The 18,644-nt window shown below is 58.5% G+C and carries 21 protein-coding genes and 1 pseudogene; 14 read left to right on the top strand and 8 right to left on the bottom strand.

The genetic code is table 11. The features are described 5' to 3' along the window. Window positions 1-509 precede the first annotated feature (509 nt). Window positions 510-1,517: an RcgR family putative quorum lactone hydrolase gene (locus NKI69_RS25000; protein ID WP_352722750.1), complete on the bottom strand. Its 1,008-nt coding sequence runs from the start codon at window positions 1,515-1,517 to the stop codon at window positions 510-512. Beyond that, window positions 1,507-3,120 (bottom strand): RcgA family putative transporter, encoded by a 1,614-nt coding sequence (locus tag NKI69_RS24995; RefSeq protein ID WP_352722749.1) that lies wholly within the window; start codon window positions 3,118-3,120, stop codon window positions 1,507-1,509. Before NKI69_RS24995 ends, NKI69_RS25000 begins: the two co-directional genes overlap by 11 nt. Window positions 3,121-3,364: 244 nt before the next feature. Here NKI69_RS24995 and NKI69_RS24990 point away from each other — a divergent pair, with 244 nt between their 5' ends. Beyond that, window positions 3,365-3,748 (top strand): hypothetical protein, encoded by a 384-nt coding sequence (locus NKI69_RS24990; protein ID WP_352722748.1) that lies wholly within the window; start codon window positions 3,365-3,367, stop codon window positions 3,746-3,748. Window positions 3,749-3,883: 135 nt separating this feature from the next. Here the strand turns inward: NKI69_RS24990 and NKI69_RS24985 are convergent, their stop codons facing one another. Further along, window positions 3,884-4,777: a serine hydrolase domain-containing protein gene (locus NKI69_RS24985; RefSeq protein ID WP_352631170.1), complete on the bottom strand. Its 894-nt coding sequence runs from the start codon at window positions 4,775-4,777 to the stop codon at window positions 3,884-3,886. 765 nt (window positions 4,778-5,542) lie between these two features. On the opposite strand from NKI69_RS24985, the gene NKI69_RS24980 reads away from it, so the two are divergent. Beyond that, the gene (locus NKI69_RS24980) at window positions 5,543-5,665 is read left to right on the top strand and encodes a hypothetical protein (protein WP_352631174.1); all 123 of its coding nucleotides are present in this window, start codon (window positions 5,543-5,545) and stop codon (window positions 5,663-5,665) included. On the opposite strand, the gene NKI69_RS24975 is transcribed toward NKI69_RS24980, so the two are convergent. The 4 genes from NKI69_RS24975 to NKI69_RS24960 are packed head-to-tail and all read right to left on the bottom strand — an operon-like array spanning window position 5,659 to window position 7,334. Then, window positions 5,659-5,991: a hypothetical protein gene (locus tag NKI69_RS24975; RefSeq protein ID WP_352722747.1), complete on the bottom strand. Its 333-nt coding sequence runs from the start codon at window positions 5,989-5,991 to the stop codon at window positions 5,659-5,661. The genes NKI69_RS24980 and NKI69_RS24975 overlap by 7 nt on opposite strands. Continuing rightward, window positions 5,988-6,200, bottom strand: coding sequence for a hypothetical protein (locus NKI69_RS24970; protein ID WP_352722746.1), 213 nt, complete (start codon window positions 6,198-6,200; stop codon window positions 5,988-5,990). Before NKI69_RS24970 ends, NKI69_RS24975 begins: the two co-directional genes overlap by 4 nt. Continuing rightward, window positions 6,197-6,757 (bottom strand): thermonuclease family protein, encoded by a 561-nt coding sequence (locus tag NKI69_RS24965; protein WP_352722745.1) that lies wholly within the window; start codon window positions 6,755-6,757, stop codon window positions 6,197-6,199. Before NKI69_RS24965 ends, NKI69_RS24970 begins: the two co-directional genes overlap by 4 nt. Further along, window positions 6,738-7,334 (bottom strand): hypothetical protein, encoded by a 597-nt coding sequence (locus NKI69_RS24960; RefSeq protein ID WP_352722744.1) that lies wholly within the window; start codon window positions 7,332-7,334, stop codon window positions 6,738-6,740. Before NKI69_RS24960 ends, NKI69_RS24965 begins: the two co-directional genes overlap by 20 nt. Window positions 7,335-7,599: 265 nt before the next feature. Here NKI69_RS24960 and NKI69_RS24955 point away from each other — a divergent pair, with 265 nt between their 5' ends. The 7 genes and pseudogenes from NKI69_RS24955 (at window position 7,600) to NKI69_RS24925 (ending at window position 13,223) form a co-directional block, all read left to right on the top strand. Beyond that, window positions 7,600-8,304, top strand: coding sequence for a lytic transglycosylase domain-containing protein (locus tag NKI69_RS24955; protein ID WP_352631183.1), 705 nt, complete (start codon window positions 7,600-7,602; stop codon window positions 8,302-8,304). Next, window positions 8,285-8,593, top strand: a complete 309-nt coding sequence (locus tag NKI69_RS24950) for a TrbC/VirB2 family type IV secretion system protein (RefSeq protein WP_352631185.1) — start codon at window positions 8,285-8,287, stop codon at window positions 8,591-8,593. The genes NKI69_RS24955 and NKI69_RS24950 overlap by 20 nt, the downstream gene beginning before the upstream one ends. Window positions 8,594-8,596: 3 nt before the next feature. After that, window positions 8,597-8,899, top strand: a complete 303-nt coding sequence (locus tag NKI69_RS24945; RefSeq protein ID WP_123150346.1) for a VirB3 family type IV secretion system protein — start codon at window positions 8,597-8,599, stop codon at window positions 8,897-8,899. Continuing rightward, window positions 8,896-9,239: pseudogene (locus NKI69_RS24940) on the top strand (VirB4 family type IV secretion/conjugal transfer ATPase); the annotation flags it as partial. The gene NKI69_RS24945 and the pseudogene NKI69_RS24940, both read left to right, overlap by 4 nt. Continuing rightward, entirely contained in the window at window positions 9,225-11,306 is a 2,082-nt protein-coding gene (locus tag NKI69_RS24935; RefSeq protein ID WP_352722742.1) for a VirB4 family type IV secretion/conjugal transfer ATPase, read from the top strand. The pseudogene NKI69_RS24940 and the gene NKI69_RS24935, both read left to right, overlap by 15 nt. Continuing rightward, window positions 11,290-12,465 (top strand): transglycosylase SLT domain-containing protein, encoded by a 1,176-nt coding sequence (locus tag NKI69_RS24930; RefSeq protein WP_352722741.1) that lies wholly within the window; start codon window positions 11,290-11,292, stop codon window positions 12,463-12,465. Before NKI69_RS24935 ends, NKI69_RS24930 begins: the two co-directional genes overlap by 17 nt. A gap of 20 nt (window positions 12,466-12,485) precedes the next feature. After that, entirely contained in the window at window positions 12,486-13,223 is a 738-nt protein-coding gene (locus NKI69_RS24925; protein WP_352631191.1) for a type IV secretion system protein, read from the top strand. On the opposite strand, the gene NKI69_RS24920 is transcribed toward NKI69_RS24925, so the two are convergent. Continuing rightward, a complete protein-coding gene (locus tag NKI69_RS24920; RefSeq protein ID WP_352631192.1) occupies window positions 13,198-13,506 on the bottom strand; it encodes a hypothetical protein in 309 nt (102 codons plus the stop codon). The genes NKI69_RS24925 and NKI69_RS24920 overlap by 26 nt on opposite strands. Here NKI69_RS24920 and NKI69_RS24915 point away from each other — a divergent pair. The 5 genes from NKI69_RS24915 to virB11 all read left to right on the top strand — a co-directional run bounded on the left by NKI69_RS24915 (window position 13,484) and on the right by virB11 (window position 18,633). Continuing rightward, window positions 13,484-14,521: a TrbL/VirB6 family protein gene (locus NKI69_RS24915; RefSeq protein WP_352722740.1), complete on the top strand. Its 1,038-nt coding sequence runs from the start codon at window positions 13,484-13,486 to the stop codon at window positions 14,519-14,521. The two genes, NKI69_RS24920 and NKI69_RS24915, sit on opposite strands and share 23 nt — an antisense overlap. A 122-nt stretch (window positions 14,522-14,643) precedes the next feature. Further along, on the top strand, window positions 14,644-15,333 hold the full coding sequence (locus tag NKI69_RS24910; RefSeq protein WP_352631196.1) for a VirB8 family type IV secretion system protein: 690 nt from the start codon (window positions 14,644-14,646) through the stop codon (window positions 15,331-15,333). After that, the gene (locus tag NKI69_RS24905) at window positions 15,330-16,139 is read left to right on the top strand and encodes a TrbG/VirB9 family P-type conjugative transfer protein (RefSeq protein WP_352722739.1); all 810 of its coding nucleotides are present in this window, start codon (window positions 15,330-15,332) and stop codon (window positions 16,137-16,139) included. Before NKI69_RS24910 ends, NKI69_RS24905 begins: the two co-directional genes overlap by 4 nt. After that, window positions 16,139-17,584 (top strand): type IV secretion system protein VirB10, encoded by a 1,446-nt coding sequence (virB10, locus tag NKI69_RS24900; protein ID WP_352722738.1) that lies wholly within the window; start codon window positions 16,139-16,141, stop codon window positions 17,582-17,584. The genes NKI69_RS24905 and virB10 overlap by 1 nt, the downstream gene beginning before the upstream one ends. Before the next feature lie 74 nt (window positions 17,585-17,658). After that, entirely contained in the window at window positions 17,659-18,633 is a 975-nt protein-coding gene (gene virB11 / locus NKI69_RS24895) for a P-type DNA transfer ATPase VirB11 (RefSeq protein WP_502900198.1), read from the top strand. Window positions 18,634-18,644 lie beyond the last annotated feature (11 nt).

Genomic DNA, 18,644 nt, shown 5'->3' with positions numbered 1-18,644 from the left:
TCATGTGATGCCCGGAAAAGACAGTTCCCCGGGGCTGGCTCATCCATCGTTGAAAAAGCAGCAGTGAAAAGCTTGACACAAACCTCAATTAAAGTACGACAATCAACGGTAGCAGGGGGCGACATCATGTCCGAATCCGCGGCCGCAAATGGCGGCTTCGTCGGAATCGGCAGCGAGGTGTCGAATGCAGATTTTTCAGGTCCCGGCGATCGAGGACCAGCCCCTTTTTGCGACATGCTTCACGCCGCCTCAAGAGATTTTTTGGCAAACAGACCTTGATACTGGTGGCCGGGGCGCTTGAGCGCGGAGGAAATTCCGCGGTGCCCGGCGGATGCTTACGGTGGTCCTAGGAATTCCAGCATCCTGTACTTCCAACCCAGCCGTTCCGCCATACGCACAAACGCCGCTGGACCGAGAAACAGGCAGGTGCGCGCGGCCAGCCCATACAGATAATCGTTTACACAGGTCAGGATCGCCGGGCCAATTTGTCAGCAGACGACAGAAACCGCTCAACGGCCGCGCCTTAGTAACCGCTTCAAGCTCAAGCCGGCCAACAAAATGTAAGGCGGCATGGCGAGCGAATAGTGGCCACAGTTTAATTCCAAAATATTTGGCCTAGCCCCGGCGTCCTTCAGCCTCTGCATGAACCTCTCCGATAGCTCTGGCAACACCACTTTGTCTCTCTTAGCCAACACAACATGGAGATCGAGATCAGGCCGTGCCAAACTATGCGCGTAATTCTCCAAGTTAAGGGGACCCCAGGCCCTTCTGAGATCGGTCAGCTCAATCTCAGGCTCAAGGCTATCGCGTATCGATCGTGTCGCGCGGCCCGTCCAAACCATATCCGCTAGACTCCCCGCCGTCAGAAACAACGAGGCTTTTGACACAGCCAAGTCGTGTGCCGCGACTATGGCCGCAACCCAGGAACCTAAGCTCATTCCGAGAACCGAAATCTCTCGATAGCCTTCGCTTTTCAGCCAACGTATGAGTTTTCGCCCATCCAACACTGCCTGCCTTACAGATTGGATCGTTCGACCGAGATTAGGGCTAAGCATATAGTCGGCGTGCACGGAGCCGGGACGGCTGCGTTCGAAGTGATAAGGCATAGCAATCTCGACAACCGTGATGCCACGCTGCGAGAAAAAGTTGGCAATCTGACGATTCCGGGCGCTTGCATTCCAATGGTGAAAAATCACCATCGCCTGATCGAACGACCCGCTTTCTGTGATTTTCGCCGAGACGACATTGTTTTGTTCGATATCAGTAGAAATGTCCGATGGAAATTTGAGCCACCCATCTAGCCTTTCAAAACCCTGATCACTCACACTCGGCTCATCGAAAAAGGCTGGATCAGCCACGGCTTGGTCCGCAAGGGCACAGAATTCCTCGATACTTGTTATCTTCTTCGCACCTGGAAAGGCGCGTTCCGCGTCAAGGATGAAATCCGTTGGTTTCTTCCCTTCCTCACCGCGAAGGGCCCGGCGTTCGTCCCAACGATCGAGCCAACTATGAAACACTCTGATTGTTTCCTAACTCGCTCGCTCGCCAGCGGCCTAATCCTGGATCGAACAGGCCGTATAGTGCGACTAGCACTGACATGGCCAGAAGGGTCGAAAAGCCGGCAAACGCGTCGATCAACAAGTAGCTGACAACAAGTAACGCCACGACCGCCGACATCTTCCACAAAGGCGCGTGAAATCGACCTCCGACACCTAATCGGATGGAGCCATACAGAAATACAAAACAGGTCGAAATAACGATAAGAAGGCTGCTGTAATGCGTCGGCATACGATAGCGGAACCCGGTGCTCACATCATCGCCACCTTGGAACATCGAAGACATATCGCCGACCAACCACGCCACAATATTCTCACCACTGGATGCCAGATAAGAGCTTTGGACCTTCATCCATATGGCGACCAGAACCCCCAAAACCGTACACCGAAAAACCCCACGCATCACTGTGAGGCCGGCTTCATTGAGCTCTTGCTGATGATCAACATGCGGCAGCTTCTTCAATCCGTCTCCAATTCTCCAAAGATCATGAACAACCGTATAGAGCAAAATGAGACCTGCGAAGAAAAGATAAAATACCAGGCACATGTATAGGTAAGCGAGCCCCGTAAAAACGACTGTTTCGGGGACAGATATGACCTCAGGACGCACAAGAGCTATTTTTCCCCAATCCATGGCATAGTTGCCACCGCCCTTCATCAACGGGATCAAGGACACGCCGATCCATTGAAAAAGACCCGCGAACAGCAAGCAAATCAAAAAAACCGACCAATATGTGTACGAGGAAGCGTCAACGTTGCCCAACCAGGCGTCGTCGCTTTCCACCTGATCGCCCTGCGCTGCGAGCTTTCTGCGCCCCTCACTTTTCCAGAAGACCAGCAACTCTATAACGAAGAAGAAAAACAGCGGTAAGAACACCATAAAGTCGAGTGTCCAATTTGCGGCCCAAAGGAATCCAACCTGCTTAACGAGCCCGTCCGCTCGCTCGTAGGTGACGTTGTGGATACCAATGATGTACGACAAAAAGCCGAGTGCGGTCATGCCCGCAAACACCGACGCCGGTAAATTCAGGGGAGATCCGTGACTAAAAAACGCCTCCGATTTCCTCGCCAAACTAAAACGCCGCCTCGGCCCCTTGGCGTCAGTATCCCGTATCAGCTCTGCCGGGGAGTCTGTCTCGTCATCGAAGGTCGCAGTCAGTGCCGTATCTGGAATCTCCTGTGCAAAGCTGCTTCCGGCTCTCTTCCATTCTCGTCTCTTGGCCGATAACCGCGATTGCGCCGCACTAAGCTCCATCTGCCATTCGCTAGTTGCGAGCGGATCATCGCATCCAAAAATCCTCGCCAGCCAACGAATGTTGGCAGTGCTAATTCCCTTCTCGTTCTCTTGATACCAAAGCTGCACCGTTCGCAGATCGACCCCAACCCGGTTGGAATCAATCTGTGAAATCGCCTCTGCAAGAAGCTCGGGCGTCCATGGGCCTGCAGGAAACCCGTCTTTGCCCAACGGCCGACCCGCACCCGCCGCCGCCAGTCGTTTGAATAATTCTTTGAAATCACTCCCGTCTCTCGGCGGAGGGAGAAATAACTTTCCGTTCTTAAACAATGACTTACAGGCTCTGGTTTCGTTCCGTTTCGCTAGGCTTCGTATCCTATCGTGCCTTCGTCCTCAATCAACGTATTTATCAACTCGATGCAACTACGTAGCGCGCTTCCAAGCTTTGGACATGCGCCCCCGGATGAAGCGTACAACTGATTGATTTTGGGAAGGAACATGGCCGAAATCATTTCCTTGGAGCGGACGAGGGACGCCCAACGTAGCTTCTCACCCCACAAGGAGGATGCGCGATATGGCTCTGGCTGTAATAACGTTTAATGGTGAACGCCTTGAGGATCCTATCACTGAGAGGCCGCTCACAACGATACTTCGACGGCATCGTCAGTTGAGAGAGCAGGTGGAGCGTCTGTGTCGGCGTCTCGTCGAGCGCGAGACGGAAAGTCGGTTTTCAGCGCGGCTCGAGATGCGACTGAACGAGCTCTTTGCCCAGGAAGAGCATGCACGGGACGAAATGCTTCGATTTGCGGTCGAAAGTATCGAGGATTGCGCTGCCAAGGCCGAGCACCTTCGGTGGTTGCTCAACGAGGGCGACAGCGGATTGGAAGACGCCGATTGGAATCTGCTATTGCAGTCGTTTGTGAATAGTACCCCGGTGGCCGCCGGCGCTTTCTCCTAAGCTTGCGTGCGGACGCCAAAGGTGCCTGCCAGAAAACGAAGATTTTTCAGAAGGCGCCATCTTCGCCGTCGCGAAAGGGTGGAAGCCGGAAGTCCGTGAGGTATAGGCTGAGCGGCGGTCATGTGACCCTTTCGGTCATTCGGTCAGGGCGAGCCGGGCCGCTTCGAACTCCGTTATCCCCTCGTCGCTTCCGTCGGTGAAGCTCGCCACGGTAACCGGGCAATCCCGATCCGGGAAGTAGTAAACGGCATTTACGCAGAACGCCCCGCCTCCGGAATGTCCGATCGCCCGTCCCGCCTCGCCCATGCTGCCGCTCATGAGGCCGAGGCCGTAGCCGCAATCCGTCCAGGGCCGGCCCGAGACAGCGCCGCCCAGGGGATAGCGAAGCAACATCTGCCCGAGCGTGGCCGCGTTCAGCACCTCACCCGAGAAAAGCGCATGCAGGAGAAGGGCGGCGTCTCTGGCGCTTCCCACCAAGCATCCGTGATAGACCCAGCCGGGGTGATACCGATCGGCTGCGCGCCAGCAGAGGCGCGAAAATTGCCGGCGCGTGGTCGCGAGTTCCACGCTTTTGAGCCCGAGCGGATCGCGGATCATTTCCTCGAAAAGACAGGCAAAACTTCGGCCCGATGCCGCCTCGATATGCTCGCGCGCCAGCATGTAGCCGATATTCGAATAGGACCAGCCGCGACCGGGAGGAAAAAGAAGCCCTTGCGCCAAGGCCGCGCTCAGAAGCCTTTCGCGGGACCAAGGCTCTTCGCCGGCGCGAACCGCGTGCTGGTATTCCTTCAAGACTCCGTAATCTGGCAATCCGGAGGTATGGTTCAGCAACTGCCGGAGCGTGTAGGACTCGCCCGGAATACGGCTGTCGAGATCGATCCCGCCGATCTCGAACAGCTTCAGGGCACAGATGGCAATGACCGTCTTCGTGAAGCTCCAATACGGGAAGAGCAGGGAGGCATCACCCAAAGCTCCCTCGCGCCCGTCACCGGAGATCCAACAGGAATGGATACCTGCCGCCTGTTGCATGGGCGTCTCGTATCACGGGGCACCGAGCCGGGCCAGCCTGTCCGTTTCGGGTTCAATCCGGTCATCCATCGTGCGTGTCATCGACGGCGGCCATGGGTCGTTCTTTCGCGTTCGACGTCCGAGGGGAATTGATCGATCGAACAGGTCCGCGACAAGCCCGATCCAGGCGGTCGCACTGGCATGCCCTGGCTGTAACGCGGACGACAGTGCGACCCATCCTGACAGGAATGCGCCAACTGTCGTGCTACGACGAGAGCGGTCGGCCGGTGTTTACGATACCGATCTGCCAGCCTGCCATGCAGTGAAGAGGAGAGTTCACCATGTCCGGGATCAACCGCCGCGTCTTGCTTCTCAGCTCCGGCAGCGCCGTCATCGGCTCGACGATTTAGGCAACGGCTCACGCCGGAGAGCCTCGACGCCGGGACCGAGAACCGTCCCGCGACCTGCGGGCGCTGATAAAGGCGCACAAGGCAACGTACGCGACGTTCGGCAAGGCAATCCAAGAAAGGGACGGCAGTAATCGCGAACACGACAGAGCCAGCCGGGCCGAGGAAAGGGCACTGCTGGCTGTCTGTGCCTATCCTGCGGTCAGGGAAGGTGATCGCCGGGCCAAGGCCAGATATCTTTTGAGGATCGAGGGCCGCGGCGAGCTCGACTTGGCAGTGCACATGCAGGCTCTTCTCCGTTCGACGATGTGGAAAGGATAGGGGACTGGCTTCCGCGTCGCGGAACTTGGACGTCCGTGCCTTAATCAGAGCTTCGACAATGGTCGATGTTGCCGCCAAGGCGGCCTATGTACGGACGCTGCTAGGCGACGGTGCGAGCGGCATGGACGAGAAAGACTGGGAGACGCTTTTGCAGTCGTTTTCAGATCGTGACGGTTATTGATAAAGAGAGGCCATCCAGCCGCTCGGGGTTTTAACAAAGCCGACGATGGATTGTCTTTTTCTTTGGCCGCCGAGTCCATCATAGGTAACATCAACAGCGCATCGTACACCAGGTCCCAAGGTGTCTTTGTCGCATTGCCCCAATGACAATTGTAGATTCGGCCAATCATTGGGCTTGGCGGCTTGAACCGAGGCGCGAGCTTCTTCTTCAGTGGGAATTTCCAATTGGGAGTCTCGAGGCGCCGACGATGTCAGTGCATAGGTCCCGCCAACTCCTATGGCGATACCGATCACGAGAGCGATGGCGCAGGATGCGATGCCGTTCATGAGTGCCAAAAACTAAGCAGCAAATCGCCTAGAGAGGGAAATTGATTGCAAAGCCACGTGAGCGCCAAAAGGAAAATGATGGCGGCTACAGCCCAACCGTTACCGCTGTGGAGATCGGCGAGATCGCGTTCAGCTTGCTTCTGCGCTTCCAGCCCCTCCGCATGCACGATTGTCATAGGGCGATTGTAGTGAGATTCTGGCATGGTCACTGGCCAGCTCCTTTCGTAGCCGTGGGCTGCGAGGTCTGCAGAAGCGCCTGGACGGGATGTGGGAATTTATAGGCCCACAAGCCCTCACTCGCGCCTTTTGCCGTCAGTTCCGCAACAACATAGCCCATGTTGACGGCGTTGCCATCGGGATAGGTTGCCGCAAAGGCGAAGCCAGAAGAAATCATGGCTGTGCCAACATCGAGTGTCGAACCCTCGATCTCGGCGGCGCAAACTGCGAAAATCGCGTCGTCCCGCGCTCGCCCGATCGGTTGGCAAGTCACTGCCGCCGTCTGAAACAAGCCTCCGAGCTGGGCCAGCGAAAGACTTCCGCAGTCGTGTTTGTTACCGGCAGCGTCCGTAGCTATGCTGCCGCGTATACAGGACTGGACGCCATACAGGCGGTAGACCTGACCATCGGACTCCCAGGTGTCGCCGGTCTGCAGCGTGATATTCTTAGGAACGGCGAAGCTCGATGCCACCTGCTGGCCATAGGCCGGAAGCAAGGTTGCGGCGATTGTCGTAGCCGTCAAAAGAATGTCACTGGCTCGTATCGCCAAGGCCCATTTCCTTTCCTATGACGGCCGACTCGAGGAGGTCGGGGCGAAGCGGCTTGCCCTTCTTGTCAACAGCGATCTGAGCAAAGCCCTGGAAGACCATCGAGTCGTCGTCGTTGGCGACGAGGAACGGATCGTTGTTCGACCCTTGGCCAACGCGGGCGAAGCAGGACACAGGATCGGGCGTTCCGGGCGTCGATTGCAGGACCAGCGTCTTGCAAAGGATTACGCTGGCACGCTTGTTGTAGATCGTGCCGGCGTCATCTTTCGCGGCGTCTTTGCAATCCCACGTCTGCACCCGATTGTAGATGACCTTCTTGGACGGGCAGGACGTAAGGCCGCGCAAGACATATTCGACGCCGTTGATCTTGCGATGGGTCGCGTCAATGATTTCGACGGGAGAAGAGATCTCGTCGACGTCGCGAGCGAACAGCTTGCCGGATGCATCGTAGCGTTCAAGAACGAAGACCTTCTTGTGGGGTTCGGCGAACTGGCTGAGATATTCAACACTCGGTTCGGCGAATGGTGACGACTCGTCCTGGGCGGATGCCGCGCTCATCGATGCAGCGGCGGCAACCAAGGCGGAAACGAACATTTTCATGACGGTATTCTCCGTTTTATGGCTGCATCTGTGCGCGGCTGACCGAACGCGTCAAGCGGCTGGCGCGGGCAGCGCCGAAGGCGCAACACGGGCGGCTTGGACGCGCTGAGGTCGCCCGCGCTATGGTCAGCAGCAAAAAGGGGCGAATTACCGACGAGAAAGAAAGCCATAGTTGTAGTCGCTTGTTGACGAGCAGGATTGGCGCGGTTATGACGTAAGTTAAAGTAATAACCGGAGCGACGCAATGGCCAGAGTTTCGTTCGTCGGAATTCTTGTGGCGGGGGTTGCGCTAGCAACACAGGGCCATGCGCAGGATGCCGTCCCTCGGCAGGCTCTGCAACCGGTAAATGTAGCAGCCCGCATGGCAGCGGCGTTTCGGAACGAGAAGCCTGCCGCGCACACCGTGACGTTGAGTCATCAGTCGCCTGAGACGCAGTCGCCAGCGGCAACCGAGTGTCCGGCAGTCGACAGCAAGGCCGTAAGCGACCTCGTGCGCGCGGTGGCGGCGGAGGAGGGCGTCGATGCTGACCTGGCCGATGCGGTGGCTTGGGTCGAAAGCCGGCATGGCGCGGCGCGCAAGCAATCGTCGGCGGGCGCCGTGGGGATCATGCAGCTGATGCCGGGAACGGCGGGCGATCTTGGCGTTCGTGACAGGTGTGATGTCGAGGCGAACGTTCGCGGCGGCATCAAATATCTGAAGCAGCTCTACGGTGAGTTCGGCGACCCACTGTTGATGCTCGCCGCATACAACGCCGGGCCTGCAAACGTTCGTCATAGCCGGGGCATTCCGGAGTTTCCGGAGACAGCCGGCTACATCATCAAGGTTCTCAACCGCTGGAAGCTGTCAGCCGTGGTCGGCTCGTCGCAGCCGGCGAACGTGTCTGAGGTCAAAGGAGAAGGGAAAATCGAAAATGCGTGGAAGGACGGACATGTCATTGAAGTGGAGTAAATTCACGCTGCAGTTCGCGGCTGCCGTTGCAATCGGCACGATTTTGCAGCCGGTCGCCGCCTTCGCCCAGGACGCCGCACCCATCGAAGGTGTCTTCGATTGGCTGGTCGGCGTCCTGCAGGGCAACATCGCGCGCTCTATTGCGATCATCGCGGTCTGTTTCCTCGGGTTTATGGCAATGACCGGCCGCCTGGCCTGGCCGCTGGCGTTCTCAATCGTCGTCGGCATCGCTTTCGTGTTTGGCGCATCGACACTGGTCGATGCAATCCGTGAGACCGCTTCGAGCTAGGGCATGAACGACAACGAAGACGACCTGCCGACGGCCGAGCCTGTGAGCCTCGCCTTAACGCGCCCCTTGATGGTGTTGGGCGTGCGTTACGAGGTTTTTTGGCTGAACGGCTTGATCGGCGTCGTGTTTTTCATCGCCACCAGCAACATTCTGCTTCCGCCCCTCGTGGCCGTGATCGGCCACGGGGTGTCGGCCTATCTGTGTCAGCGCGACATTCACATGTTTCATATTTTCGAGCGCCTTTTTCTGACCAAGCGGGCGATGGGAAACACCTCGTTTTGGGGAGCCAGGAGCTATTCTCCATGAGCATCAACGCTGATCTGAAATACGGCAAGCAGCGCAAAAAAGAGCAGGGCGTGAGTGAACACGTCCCTTTTTTGCGTCATGTGGATGATAATGTATTGGTGACCAAGGCGGGCTTTCTGGCTTGCATCATCCGCATGGGCGGTCTGCCGTTCCAGACGATGGACCAATCAGAGCTCAACGCCCGTGTCCTGAACCGCAACACCACATTCCGCAATCTCTCGTCGTCGCGCTTTGCCGTCTATGCGACGATCATTCGTCGTCACATTAGCCGGACATCGAAGGTAGCTTCGACAACCCGTTTGTCGCTGAGCTGGACGCGCGTTACATGGAGGCGCTGTCCTCCAAAAACCTGTTCGTCAACGAAGTTTACATGACGGTCATACGCCGGCCGATGGCCGGCAAGATCGGCTGGGTGGACAAGATCTTTGATCAGTTTCGTTTACAATCGGCCGGCGAGGAAACCCGCGCCGAAGCACTCAAGGAACTGCACGATGTGACCGACAGCATCGTGCAGGATTTCGGCGCCTATGGGGCACGCAAGCTCGGGGTGGTCGAGCGCAACGGCAGCGTATTTTCGGAACCTGCAGAATTTCTAGCCAAGATCCTGGCCGGCGCCGATGAGGTGGAAGTTCCGCTTCCCCGAATGAGTTTGGCTGAGGCAATTCCGATGCGGCAACTGCTGTTCGGGCGCGAGGCGATCGAAATCAAGGGAGCAGAGCCCTCTAGTTCGAAATTGGCCGCGATGATCTCCATGAAGGAGTATCCCCCCTACACAACGCCGGGCGGCCTCGACGGGCTTCTTCGCCTGCCTCATGAGATCATCATTACACAATCCTTCGCCCTGGAGGACCGCGTTGCCGCAATGGGCCAAATCCGCAAGATCGGTCGACAGGTTGTCGGCTCTGATGAAGGGGGCACCTCAGTCGAGCAATCCGTTCACGACGGCATGGACAAGCTGGCGCAAGGCGAAGTCGTGTTCGGCGACCATCATCTGACCGTTTGCGTGGTCGCTCGGTCAGTTCCGGAGCTCAACAAGGCAATTTCCGACGTGCAGTCGGAAATGTCGCGTCTGGCGATCATTCCGGTACGAGAGCGCATGAATATGGAGCCTGCTTTTTGGGCGCAACTGCCCGGGAATTTCAGCTACATCGCGCGCAAGGCATTGATCTCGTCGATGAATTTCGCGGGACTGTTTTCGGGGCATAATTTCCCGTCCGGCCAGAAGGACCGGCTGCATTGGAAACGTCCGATCGCCCTGCTCGAGACGACAAGCCAAACGGCCTACTATTTCAATTTTCATGTCGACGACGTGGGAAATTTCACGGTTTTTGGCCCGACCGGCTGGGGCAAGACCGTGGCGATGTCCTTCCTGCTTGCTCAAAGCATGAGGGTCGAGCCTCGGCCGCGCTGCGTATATTTTGACAAGGATCGCGGCGCGGAAATCTTCGTACGGGCGCTCGGCGGCCGCTATGAAGTTCTGCAGCCCGGTGTTCAAACCGGGTTCGCGCCCCTGCAGCTGGATGACACGCCGGAAAACCGGTCATTTGTCGATACGTTGCTCCAATATCTGCTGAAGCCTGACAACGGCACATTGGAGCCCGCCGAGATCCGCGTGATCGGCGATGCGGTCGACCAGATTTTCAGGATTCCAAAAGAGCGGCGCGTCTTTTCGATGCTGCCGGAGGTTCTGCGCGGTCGTTTGCAACCGGGGATGAACGACCTGACACAACGGCTCGAGCCGTGGCTCGACACGAAGAGCAGAGGCTGGCTCTTCAACAATGCGACCGACCAACTCGACTTCTCGTCGGCGGTGATCGGCTTCGACATGACCAAAATCCTGAACGAGCCGAAAATCCGCACGGCGGCGCTGCTCTATATGTTTTTCCGCATCGACCAGGAGATAAACGGCGATCCGTTCCTGGTATTCCTCGATGAAGGCTGGAAGCTTCTGGATGACGACGTTTTCGTCGAGTTCATCAAGGACCTGTTGAAGACGATCCGAAAGCGCAACGGCGTGGTCGGCTTCGGCACCCAATCCGCGGACGATGTTGCAAAGTCGGCAATCTCGAACACGTTGATTGAGCAAACCTCCACCAACATTTTCTTCCCGAACCCCAAGGCCGATCAGGAATCCTACCGCAGACGGTTCACCTTAACCGCCAAGGAGTTTCGGTTTGTCAGGGAGACGGCGAAGGAAAGCCGGGCGTTTCTTGTGAAGCATGCGTCGGATTCGATCGTCGCCAAACTCGACCTTTCGACGATGCCGGACCTGGTGAAGGTCCTGTCGGGCAACGAAAAGACAGTTCGCGAGTGTGAGGAGCTGCGCAAGCGCTATGGCGAAGAGCCGACCGCGTGGCTCCCCTATTTTTGTGGATGGGAGACGGAAGCGGATGAGCAGGCAGCGTAGAGCCGGCCCGACGGCCGTATTGTTCGCAACGGCCGTGACGGCGCCGATGCTCATCGCCCCGAGCATTGGTCTGGCACAGATCGCTGTTGAAGACGATCCCAACCTCGTCGAGCGGAAAAAAGATGAGTTCCAGAACGACAGTTCCAATGAGGACAAGAAGTCTGAAACTGGTCAGCGCAAGGCCGTCGTCTGCACCTATTCGAACAAATACCGGAACGAAATGTTCCGCCGCTCCCCGCAACAGGCGCTCGCGCGTGATGCCGGCAATGCGTCGCTCATCCGGCACTACGCAAAGAAGTATGGTATTTCGGAAGGATTGGCGCTGTCCGTGTCCTACCAGGAAGCGCGCTTCGACACCTGCGCCGGCAGCCATACTGGCGTGAAAGGCGCGATGCAGCTCACCAAGAGGACGGGCCGCGGCCTCGGCTTCGATCGCGACATCAACGAGCAGAATGTCGAGGGCGGGGTGAAGCTGCTGAGCCAGGCGGTCAAGAAATGCGGCGGAACGAACTACGCATGCCTCGCCTCCTACTACAACGGTTCGACGGCGGCTGAACAGGCCAATTGGTCGGCCGGCGTCGGGCGCTGGCATGGTTACTTCAATGAGTATGCGGGGTCGGGTAAAGCGCCAGCTGCCGCCCCGCCGCCCTTCAGCATCGAGGTTAGCGGCACCGGCGCTGCCGGTGCTGCACAGGCGGGCGGTGTCAATGCCGTCAACAAGACGGCTGCCGGGCTCGAAACAAGCGGCGCGCAACGATCGCATTATTCCAGCCTAATCGAGACGTTGGCGGCGGGTGTCGGGACCAAGGAAGAATACATGGACGCTTGGGACGAAAACTCCACGGCGCGCGGTTTGAATGCCGACCTGCTCAACCAGCTAGTCCAGGGCTCCGCAGCGGTGAACGACCTGTTGAACGCCCGTCTTCTGCAGCGCAACACCAAGCTTTCTCAGGTGTCTAAATTCGGCACCAATGAGGGCACGGAAAACCCCTTCACCTGCGATCCCGTCATCCTGGGCAAGCTGGAAGTGCCGGACCATTTGTGGCCCGGCTGCGCCAAACGCGTCGTGGGACCGGGCGGCGCTGAAGAAAACACACTGGTTCCAAATGCCAACGCGGCGGCGGGTGCTTTGGAAATCATGCAACGCAACGCGCAATAGACTGAAAGGAGCCCTCCATTATGAAACGGACTGTTGCAGCATCGTTATTCCTGGTCGCGTCGACTGCGCTCGGGAATGCGCAAATCGCGGTCATCGACGGCGCCAATCTGGATGTCGCGCGAGAAAACGCCGAGAACACCAACTCGATCATGAAGAGCAATGACGACATCCTCGAGAAGTCGAAGGAGATCCTGCAGGCACTTTCCGGGACGCGAAACGGATCGCTCGGCATCGGTCAACAGGGTCTCGGCGGGGGAATGTCGATCGCGTCGGCGCCATCGTTCGGATCGGTTCTCAATGGCGGAACGCTTTCCTTTGGCGGGCTTGGAGGTCAGGCACAACAGATCGCCGGCGCCGTGATCAACGGCCTGCAGTTGGTCAAGCAGCTGAAAGCCGTCATCGAGGGTGAGGACCCAGGCACCGTGAACAGCCTTTACAGCGGCAGCGTCAACACCTCGGCACTGCTGGCCGCACTGACGCAGCAAGCGTCCCAAGGCGTGACGACCCGGGAACAATCGTTGCAGTCCGCGACCGGCCAAATCGGTCAGGCGGAGAACGTCAAGGGTTCGGTGGACGAAAACACGCGCATGCAGCTGGAAACCGCGCGCTCGATCAATGAGCTGATCGGCGTCCAGAACGGCGCGGTATCAGCCCTCAACGAAGACCTGAAATTCCGGCTGACGCAACAATCTCAGGTACAAAAATTGCTGCAATTCAAAGATGTGAACCCGTTCAAGGATGCCGGTGGTTCGCAGTAGGCGAATGCCTTGCGGGGGCGAGTTCGCCGGCATCGGTCCGGGGAACGGTGCCGCCGATCGAGACTCTCACGGCGGGAAAGCTCATGAATTCTAGGGTGTTTTTGGCGCTGATGATCGCCGCGCTGGCAACTGCCTGCGCAAGACCTGGCCGTGAGCTCAAGGCGCCCTGCGGCCCGATTTCCTCGTATGCGGCGAACGACGAGTGCGGCGAGTTGAAGCCGGCAAACTCGGCATTCGACAAGGTGATGTCGGAATAAGACATGAGCCCCGTTTCGACCATCATCAGCGACCTTCTGAGCGGTGTCGATCAGGCCGGGGCTCGCTTTGTAGAGGTCCTGTACAAGCGCATCGGCCTTTATAGCGAAAACCTGTTCTTCGCGATGCTGCTCCTCTACGTGGTCATTTGGGGTTACATGCAGATTTTCGGCCGCTCGACGGCCTCGCCGCTGGAGGCCGCGTGGCGCCTCGGCCGCGCGATGTTCATCTACTGGATGGTCACGAACTGGGCTCCGTTCTCCGAGACGATCTATACGCTCGTCCAGTCGATCCCGGAAGTTCTGGCCAACCGCATCGTCCAAACGGTTTCGTCGACGACCGGCACTCAGGTCTCATCGGTCGATGCTGTGCCGGCAATGTTCGACGCCCTCTACGAAGCGACGTTGCGGGTGATGCCGGAACTCTACACGTCAGTGTTGACCGATTTCTTCGGCGCCCTTCTGGCGATCATCATCATCATTTTTACCCTGCTATTCATCGGCGTCGCCGTAGCGGCGATTATCGCTGCAAAAGTCCTTCTTTTCATCATCCTGGCTCTTGGGCCGGTGTGGATCATCATGGCCCTTTTCAATTATTCCTTCAAATTCACCGAAGGCTTTTTCTCCGTCACTGCGAATTTGGTGGTGCAGCAGTTGCTGATCTACGGCTTCCTGGGTTTCTACTACTACATGGTTCAGCTCTCCGTTTCCGCGATGGAGGGCGGCGGCGGGACCGACATAACCGGCAAGCTTTCTCACGTGATGCCACTCCTGCTGGTCACGCTGGTCGGGTTCTATGTTCTGTTACAAATACCCATCATCGCGGGCATTTTGACCGGGAGTGGACCGATAGGTACCGCCGGAGCCATTCACGGCATTCGGCGCTCGGCAAGGGGAACAGTGGACAACGCAGTTACGCGGACCGCGACGCGGGCTGGCAGTTCGCTCCTTAGGAGATCAGCCGAAGGACGCCCCCGATTTGCGGCTGATGTGGGGAAGGCGAGTATTCAGCGCGAGACGGCTAAGAACGCGTCCTCGCTATAGGGTTCACGGGTAGACGGCAGAGAAAGCGCCGAATTCGTCATCGCTTGCGATCTGACGGCGGCGAGAAGCGAGTTTGAAAGCAAGGCTAAATTAAAGTGTCAAACGAACCGACTGAAACTGGCTTGGTCGACCAGCGTTATTACCAGCAAGGCAAATCGTGGGAAGACGACACCCATCGCCGTTTACGGCGGTCACGAACATTCGCTTGGCTGCTGGCCGGGGTCTTCGGCGTCATGGCGCTTCTCTCACTGGTAGCGCTCGTCCTGCTTTTTCCGCTCAAGCAATACGAGCCCTATATGGTCGCTGTCGACAAGACGACCGGCTACCTCGAAATTGCGCGAGCCCTGAAACCGGGTGACTTGGCCCAGGATGAAGCGGTCACGGCGGCGAACATCGTGCGCTATATCAGGGCGCGCGAGACCTATGACCCGCGCATGATCAAATCGAATTTCGATCTGGCGCAGCTCTATTCGACCGGAGCAGCCGCCGAAGATCTCGTGCGGGAATTCACGCCCTCAAATCCGAACTCCAAAGACAAGCGCTTCGGGACCGACACGACCATCAGCGTCACGGTGAAGTCGGTGTCGTTCCTGAATCGCACGACGGCAACGGTCCGCCTTTCGACCGAAGAGAAACGGCAGAACACGACGCGGCGTGAGCACTGGGTGGCGGTCGTCAAATTCCGCTACACCAGCACGCCGCTCAAGAACGAGTATCGGTTCGACAATCCATTGGGCTTCCAGATCACGGAATACCGGCGTGACCAGGAATCGCTGCCCGAGGCCGCACCGGCCGACAGGACGGTCCAATGAGGTGGCGGCTGAGAACGGTCGCGTTGTCGGCCGCACTTTGCGTTGCGTTGTCAGGCCCGGCGCTGTCGCGCGACAACCGAATTCGCTACGTCACCTTCAACAACGACAATGTCGTGACGGTCCAGGCGGCGATCGGCGTCTCGACGATGATCCAGCTGAGCCCGACGGAAGCAATCGAAACGATTTCGGCCGGCGACACGATCGGTTGGTCGATCGTCCCGAAGAAGGGATCGGGCATCCTGTTCGTCAAGCCGCTGGTCGAAAAGGCCGAGACTAACGTCAATATCGTCACCAACAAGCGGGTCTATTCTCTGCTCCTGGTCGGCTCGCGCGAACCGTCCCTGCGGGCATCGTTCCATGTTCGCTTCAAGTACCCTGACGAGGACGTGAACGCGCGGCTCCTCGCCCAGGCCGAAGAAAGCGTCCGCAATCCATCGCTAAAGAACATCGACCCGTCGATGCTGAATTACGACTATGCCTATCGCGGTGATGACTCGCTCAAGCCGCGCGTCGTGTTCGATGACGGAACGAAAATGTTCCTGCAATTCACGGGCGACGTGCCGGCGATCTTCGTTGTCGAGGCTAAAGGCAGTGAGTCCCTGGTGAATCTGCGCACCGAAGGCGAATACACGATCGTCGACAAGGTTGCACAGCAATTTACCCTGCGGGCCGGCGACAAGACGTTGTGCCTGTACAACCGTCAATCCCCATCGCAGCGCTTGCCGGATCCGATTGGAGACATTTATGGCCCGTCGAAACTCGACAAGAAGAGCGAGCGCGGGCGGTTCGATCAGAGGAGCCGCTGATGTCGAACATAGATTATCATGAGCTCGACGGTGGTAGCCCCGTTGCCCGGCGAAGTGCAGGTTTGGGCACGAAACTCGGCATAGCCGGCATCGGGCTGCTTCTGGCCGGTGGCCTGTTGTATATCAATTGGCCGAGCGGGCCGTCCGACCGGAACGCGACATCGAACGAGGACGAAGCTTTCGAGACCTCGACTTTTCAGCCGCGCGAGCCGGCGACGCCCGCGACGGCATTGCCACCGCAAGACCAGATTGTCATTCCGCCTCCTCAGACACCGCCGCCACAACAGTCGGCCGACGTCGACCAGACGGTCGCGCCAGGCGTCGATCTCGAGGAGCAGCGCCGTTTGCTTGAACAGCAAATGCGCGAAGCCGAGGCCCGCCGGCTAGCCGAAGAAGAGGCCCGTCGCCGGGAGGAAGAAGCCCGGTTGGCGGAGGAGGCACGCAAGCGCAAGGAGCAAGAAGAAAAGGCGCTGTGGGAGCGTCTTCGTTCGAACCAGATCGTCACCGACGGCGAACAGGACGCCCCGGCGGGCGAAGCGGGCGCGGCGATCGCCGGCGACGGGCAGCTCGTTCCTGTTCCCGGGGCAGACCTGGACCCCAACAAGGCGTTCCTCGCCCAGGCCGAGGTCAGTCGGAACGCCAAGGCGACGGCGAGAAAGAACAACCGTACGGACGCCCTGATTGCCGAGGGCACCATGATCCGCGGTTTTCTTGAAACGGCGATCAACACTGACCTGCCCGGCATGGTACGGGCCATCGTTCGCGAGGATGTCTATTCGCTTGACGGCCGCCGCGTGTTGATCCCGAAGGGGTCGCGGCTGACAGGCGAATACAAGTCCGGCATTGCTCGCGGCCAAACGCGCGTTTTTATCGTCTGGAACCGGATGATCCGGTCCGACGGCGTGTCGGTCAACATCGGTTCGCCTGGCGCTGACAGCCTTGGCCGTGGTGGCATGGCCGGTCGTGTCGATCGGCACTGGCTGGAGCGCTTCGGCTCGGCGATCGTGCTGTCGATCGTTGGCGGTGCGGCGGAATACCTTTCGGCGCTCGCCGACCCTAGCGGCGGCCGGCGCCAAGAGACCATTACCCGTGTCGATCCTATCACCGGCGAGGTGACAACGATCACGATCGATCCGGAGAGGACGGAAGAGGAAGCCCGACAGATCGCGATCGAACGCTCCGCAAGCACAATGACCGAACTGGCCAAGGAGGCTTTCGAGGATTCGCGCAACATCCCGCCGACGATCTATGTCGACCAAGGTACGTCAGTGATCGTTTTTGTGCGGCGCGATCTCGATTTTTCGGAGCTCTACGCCGATCCGGTCCAGCAAGAGCTGGCGAGGCTGAAACGCGGCGGCAAGCCGCGTGTCGCGATCGACCCTGTTCCCCTCTACATGACGCCGAAGGACAATTGGTTTCCGGCAGCACCCCCGGTGACCAAATGAACATGATCAAACACCCGGCCGTCGCTTCGCCGGCCGCATCGTCGAGCCCCTATGCCAAGTTCCCCATTCTGGAAATGGAACTGGAACCGCTTCACGAACTGCTACGGCAGGACGATGTTTCCGAGCTTTCCGTCAACAGGCCGGGCGAAATCTTTGTCGAGCGGCTTGGCGCCAAGGAAATGGAGCGGATCGCTGACGCCAGGCTGACCGAGAAATGGATTCGCAACCTCGCAACACTCGTCGCCAGCTCGACCAATCAACAGGTGAATGAAGAAAAGCCGATCCTGTCGGCGGCACTCCCCAGCGGCGAGCGCATTCAATTCGTGCTGCCGCCGGCGGCACCGGACGGCGGCGCGATTTCGATCCGCAAGCAGGTCATCATGGATATGACCGTCGACGACTACGCCAAGCGCGGCGCCTTCGAAGAAACGCGCATGGGCAATGAGCTCGGCTTGTCGGAAGAGGAAACGGAACTGGTTGAGCTGATCGGCGGCTCTGATCCGATGAAATTCCTGGAGCATGCGGTCAAGAATCGCGTGTCGATCGTTGTTTCGGGCGGCACTTCGACCGGCAAGACGACCTTCTTGAACGCCTTGCTAAAGTTAATTCCTTCGAGCGAACGGATCATCACGATCGAGGATACGCGCGAGCTGAAGCCCGTCACGCCGAATACGGTCGCCCTGCTCTCCTCCAAAGGCGACCAAGGCCTGGCGAAGGTCGACGCGCAAAGCCTCCTCGAGGCGTCGTTGCGTATGCGACCGGACCGACTGCTGCTCGGCGAATTGCGCGGCGCGGAAGCGTTTTCCTTTCTGCAAGCGATCAACACCGGACACCCCGGATCGTTGACCACGGTGCACGCCAATTCGGCGCGCGCGGCCTATGAACGTCTGGCGCTAATGGTCATGCAGGGCGGCGTGAAGCTCTCTCGCGAAGAGATCATGGATTACCTGAAAGAGGTGATCCCGATCATCGTCCAGCTCTCGCGTCGGGATGCCGGACGGCGGGTGGTGAGCGAGGTCAAATTCACAAAAGCCGAGCGCCTCGGCTGATCCTGGAAGGC

It is taken from the genome of Mesorhizobium sp. M0491 (assembly GCF_040321265.1).
Taxonomy (GTDB): Bacteria; Pseudomonadota; Alphaproteobacteria; order Rhizobiales; family Rhizobiaceae; genus Mesorhizobium.
Note: the sequence above shows the minus strand (reverse complement) of the source record. Positions and strands in the feature narration are given on the sequence as shown.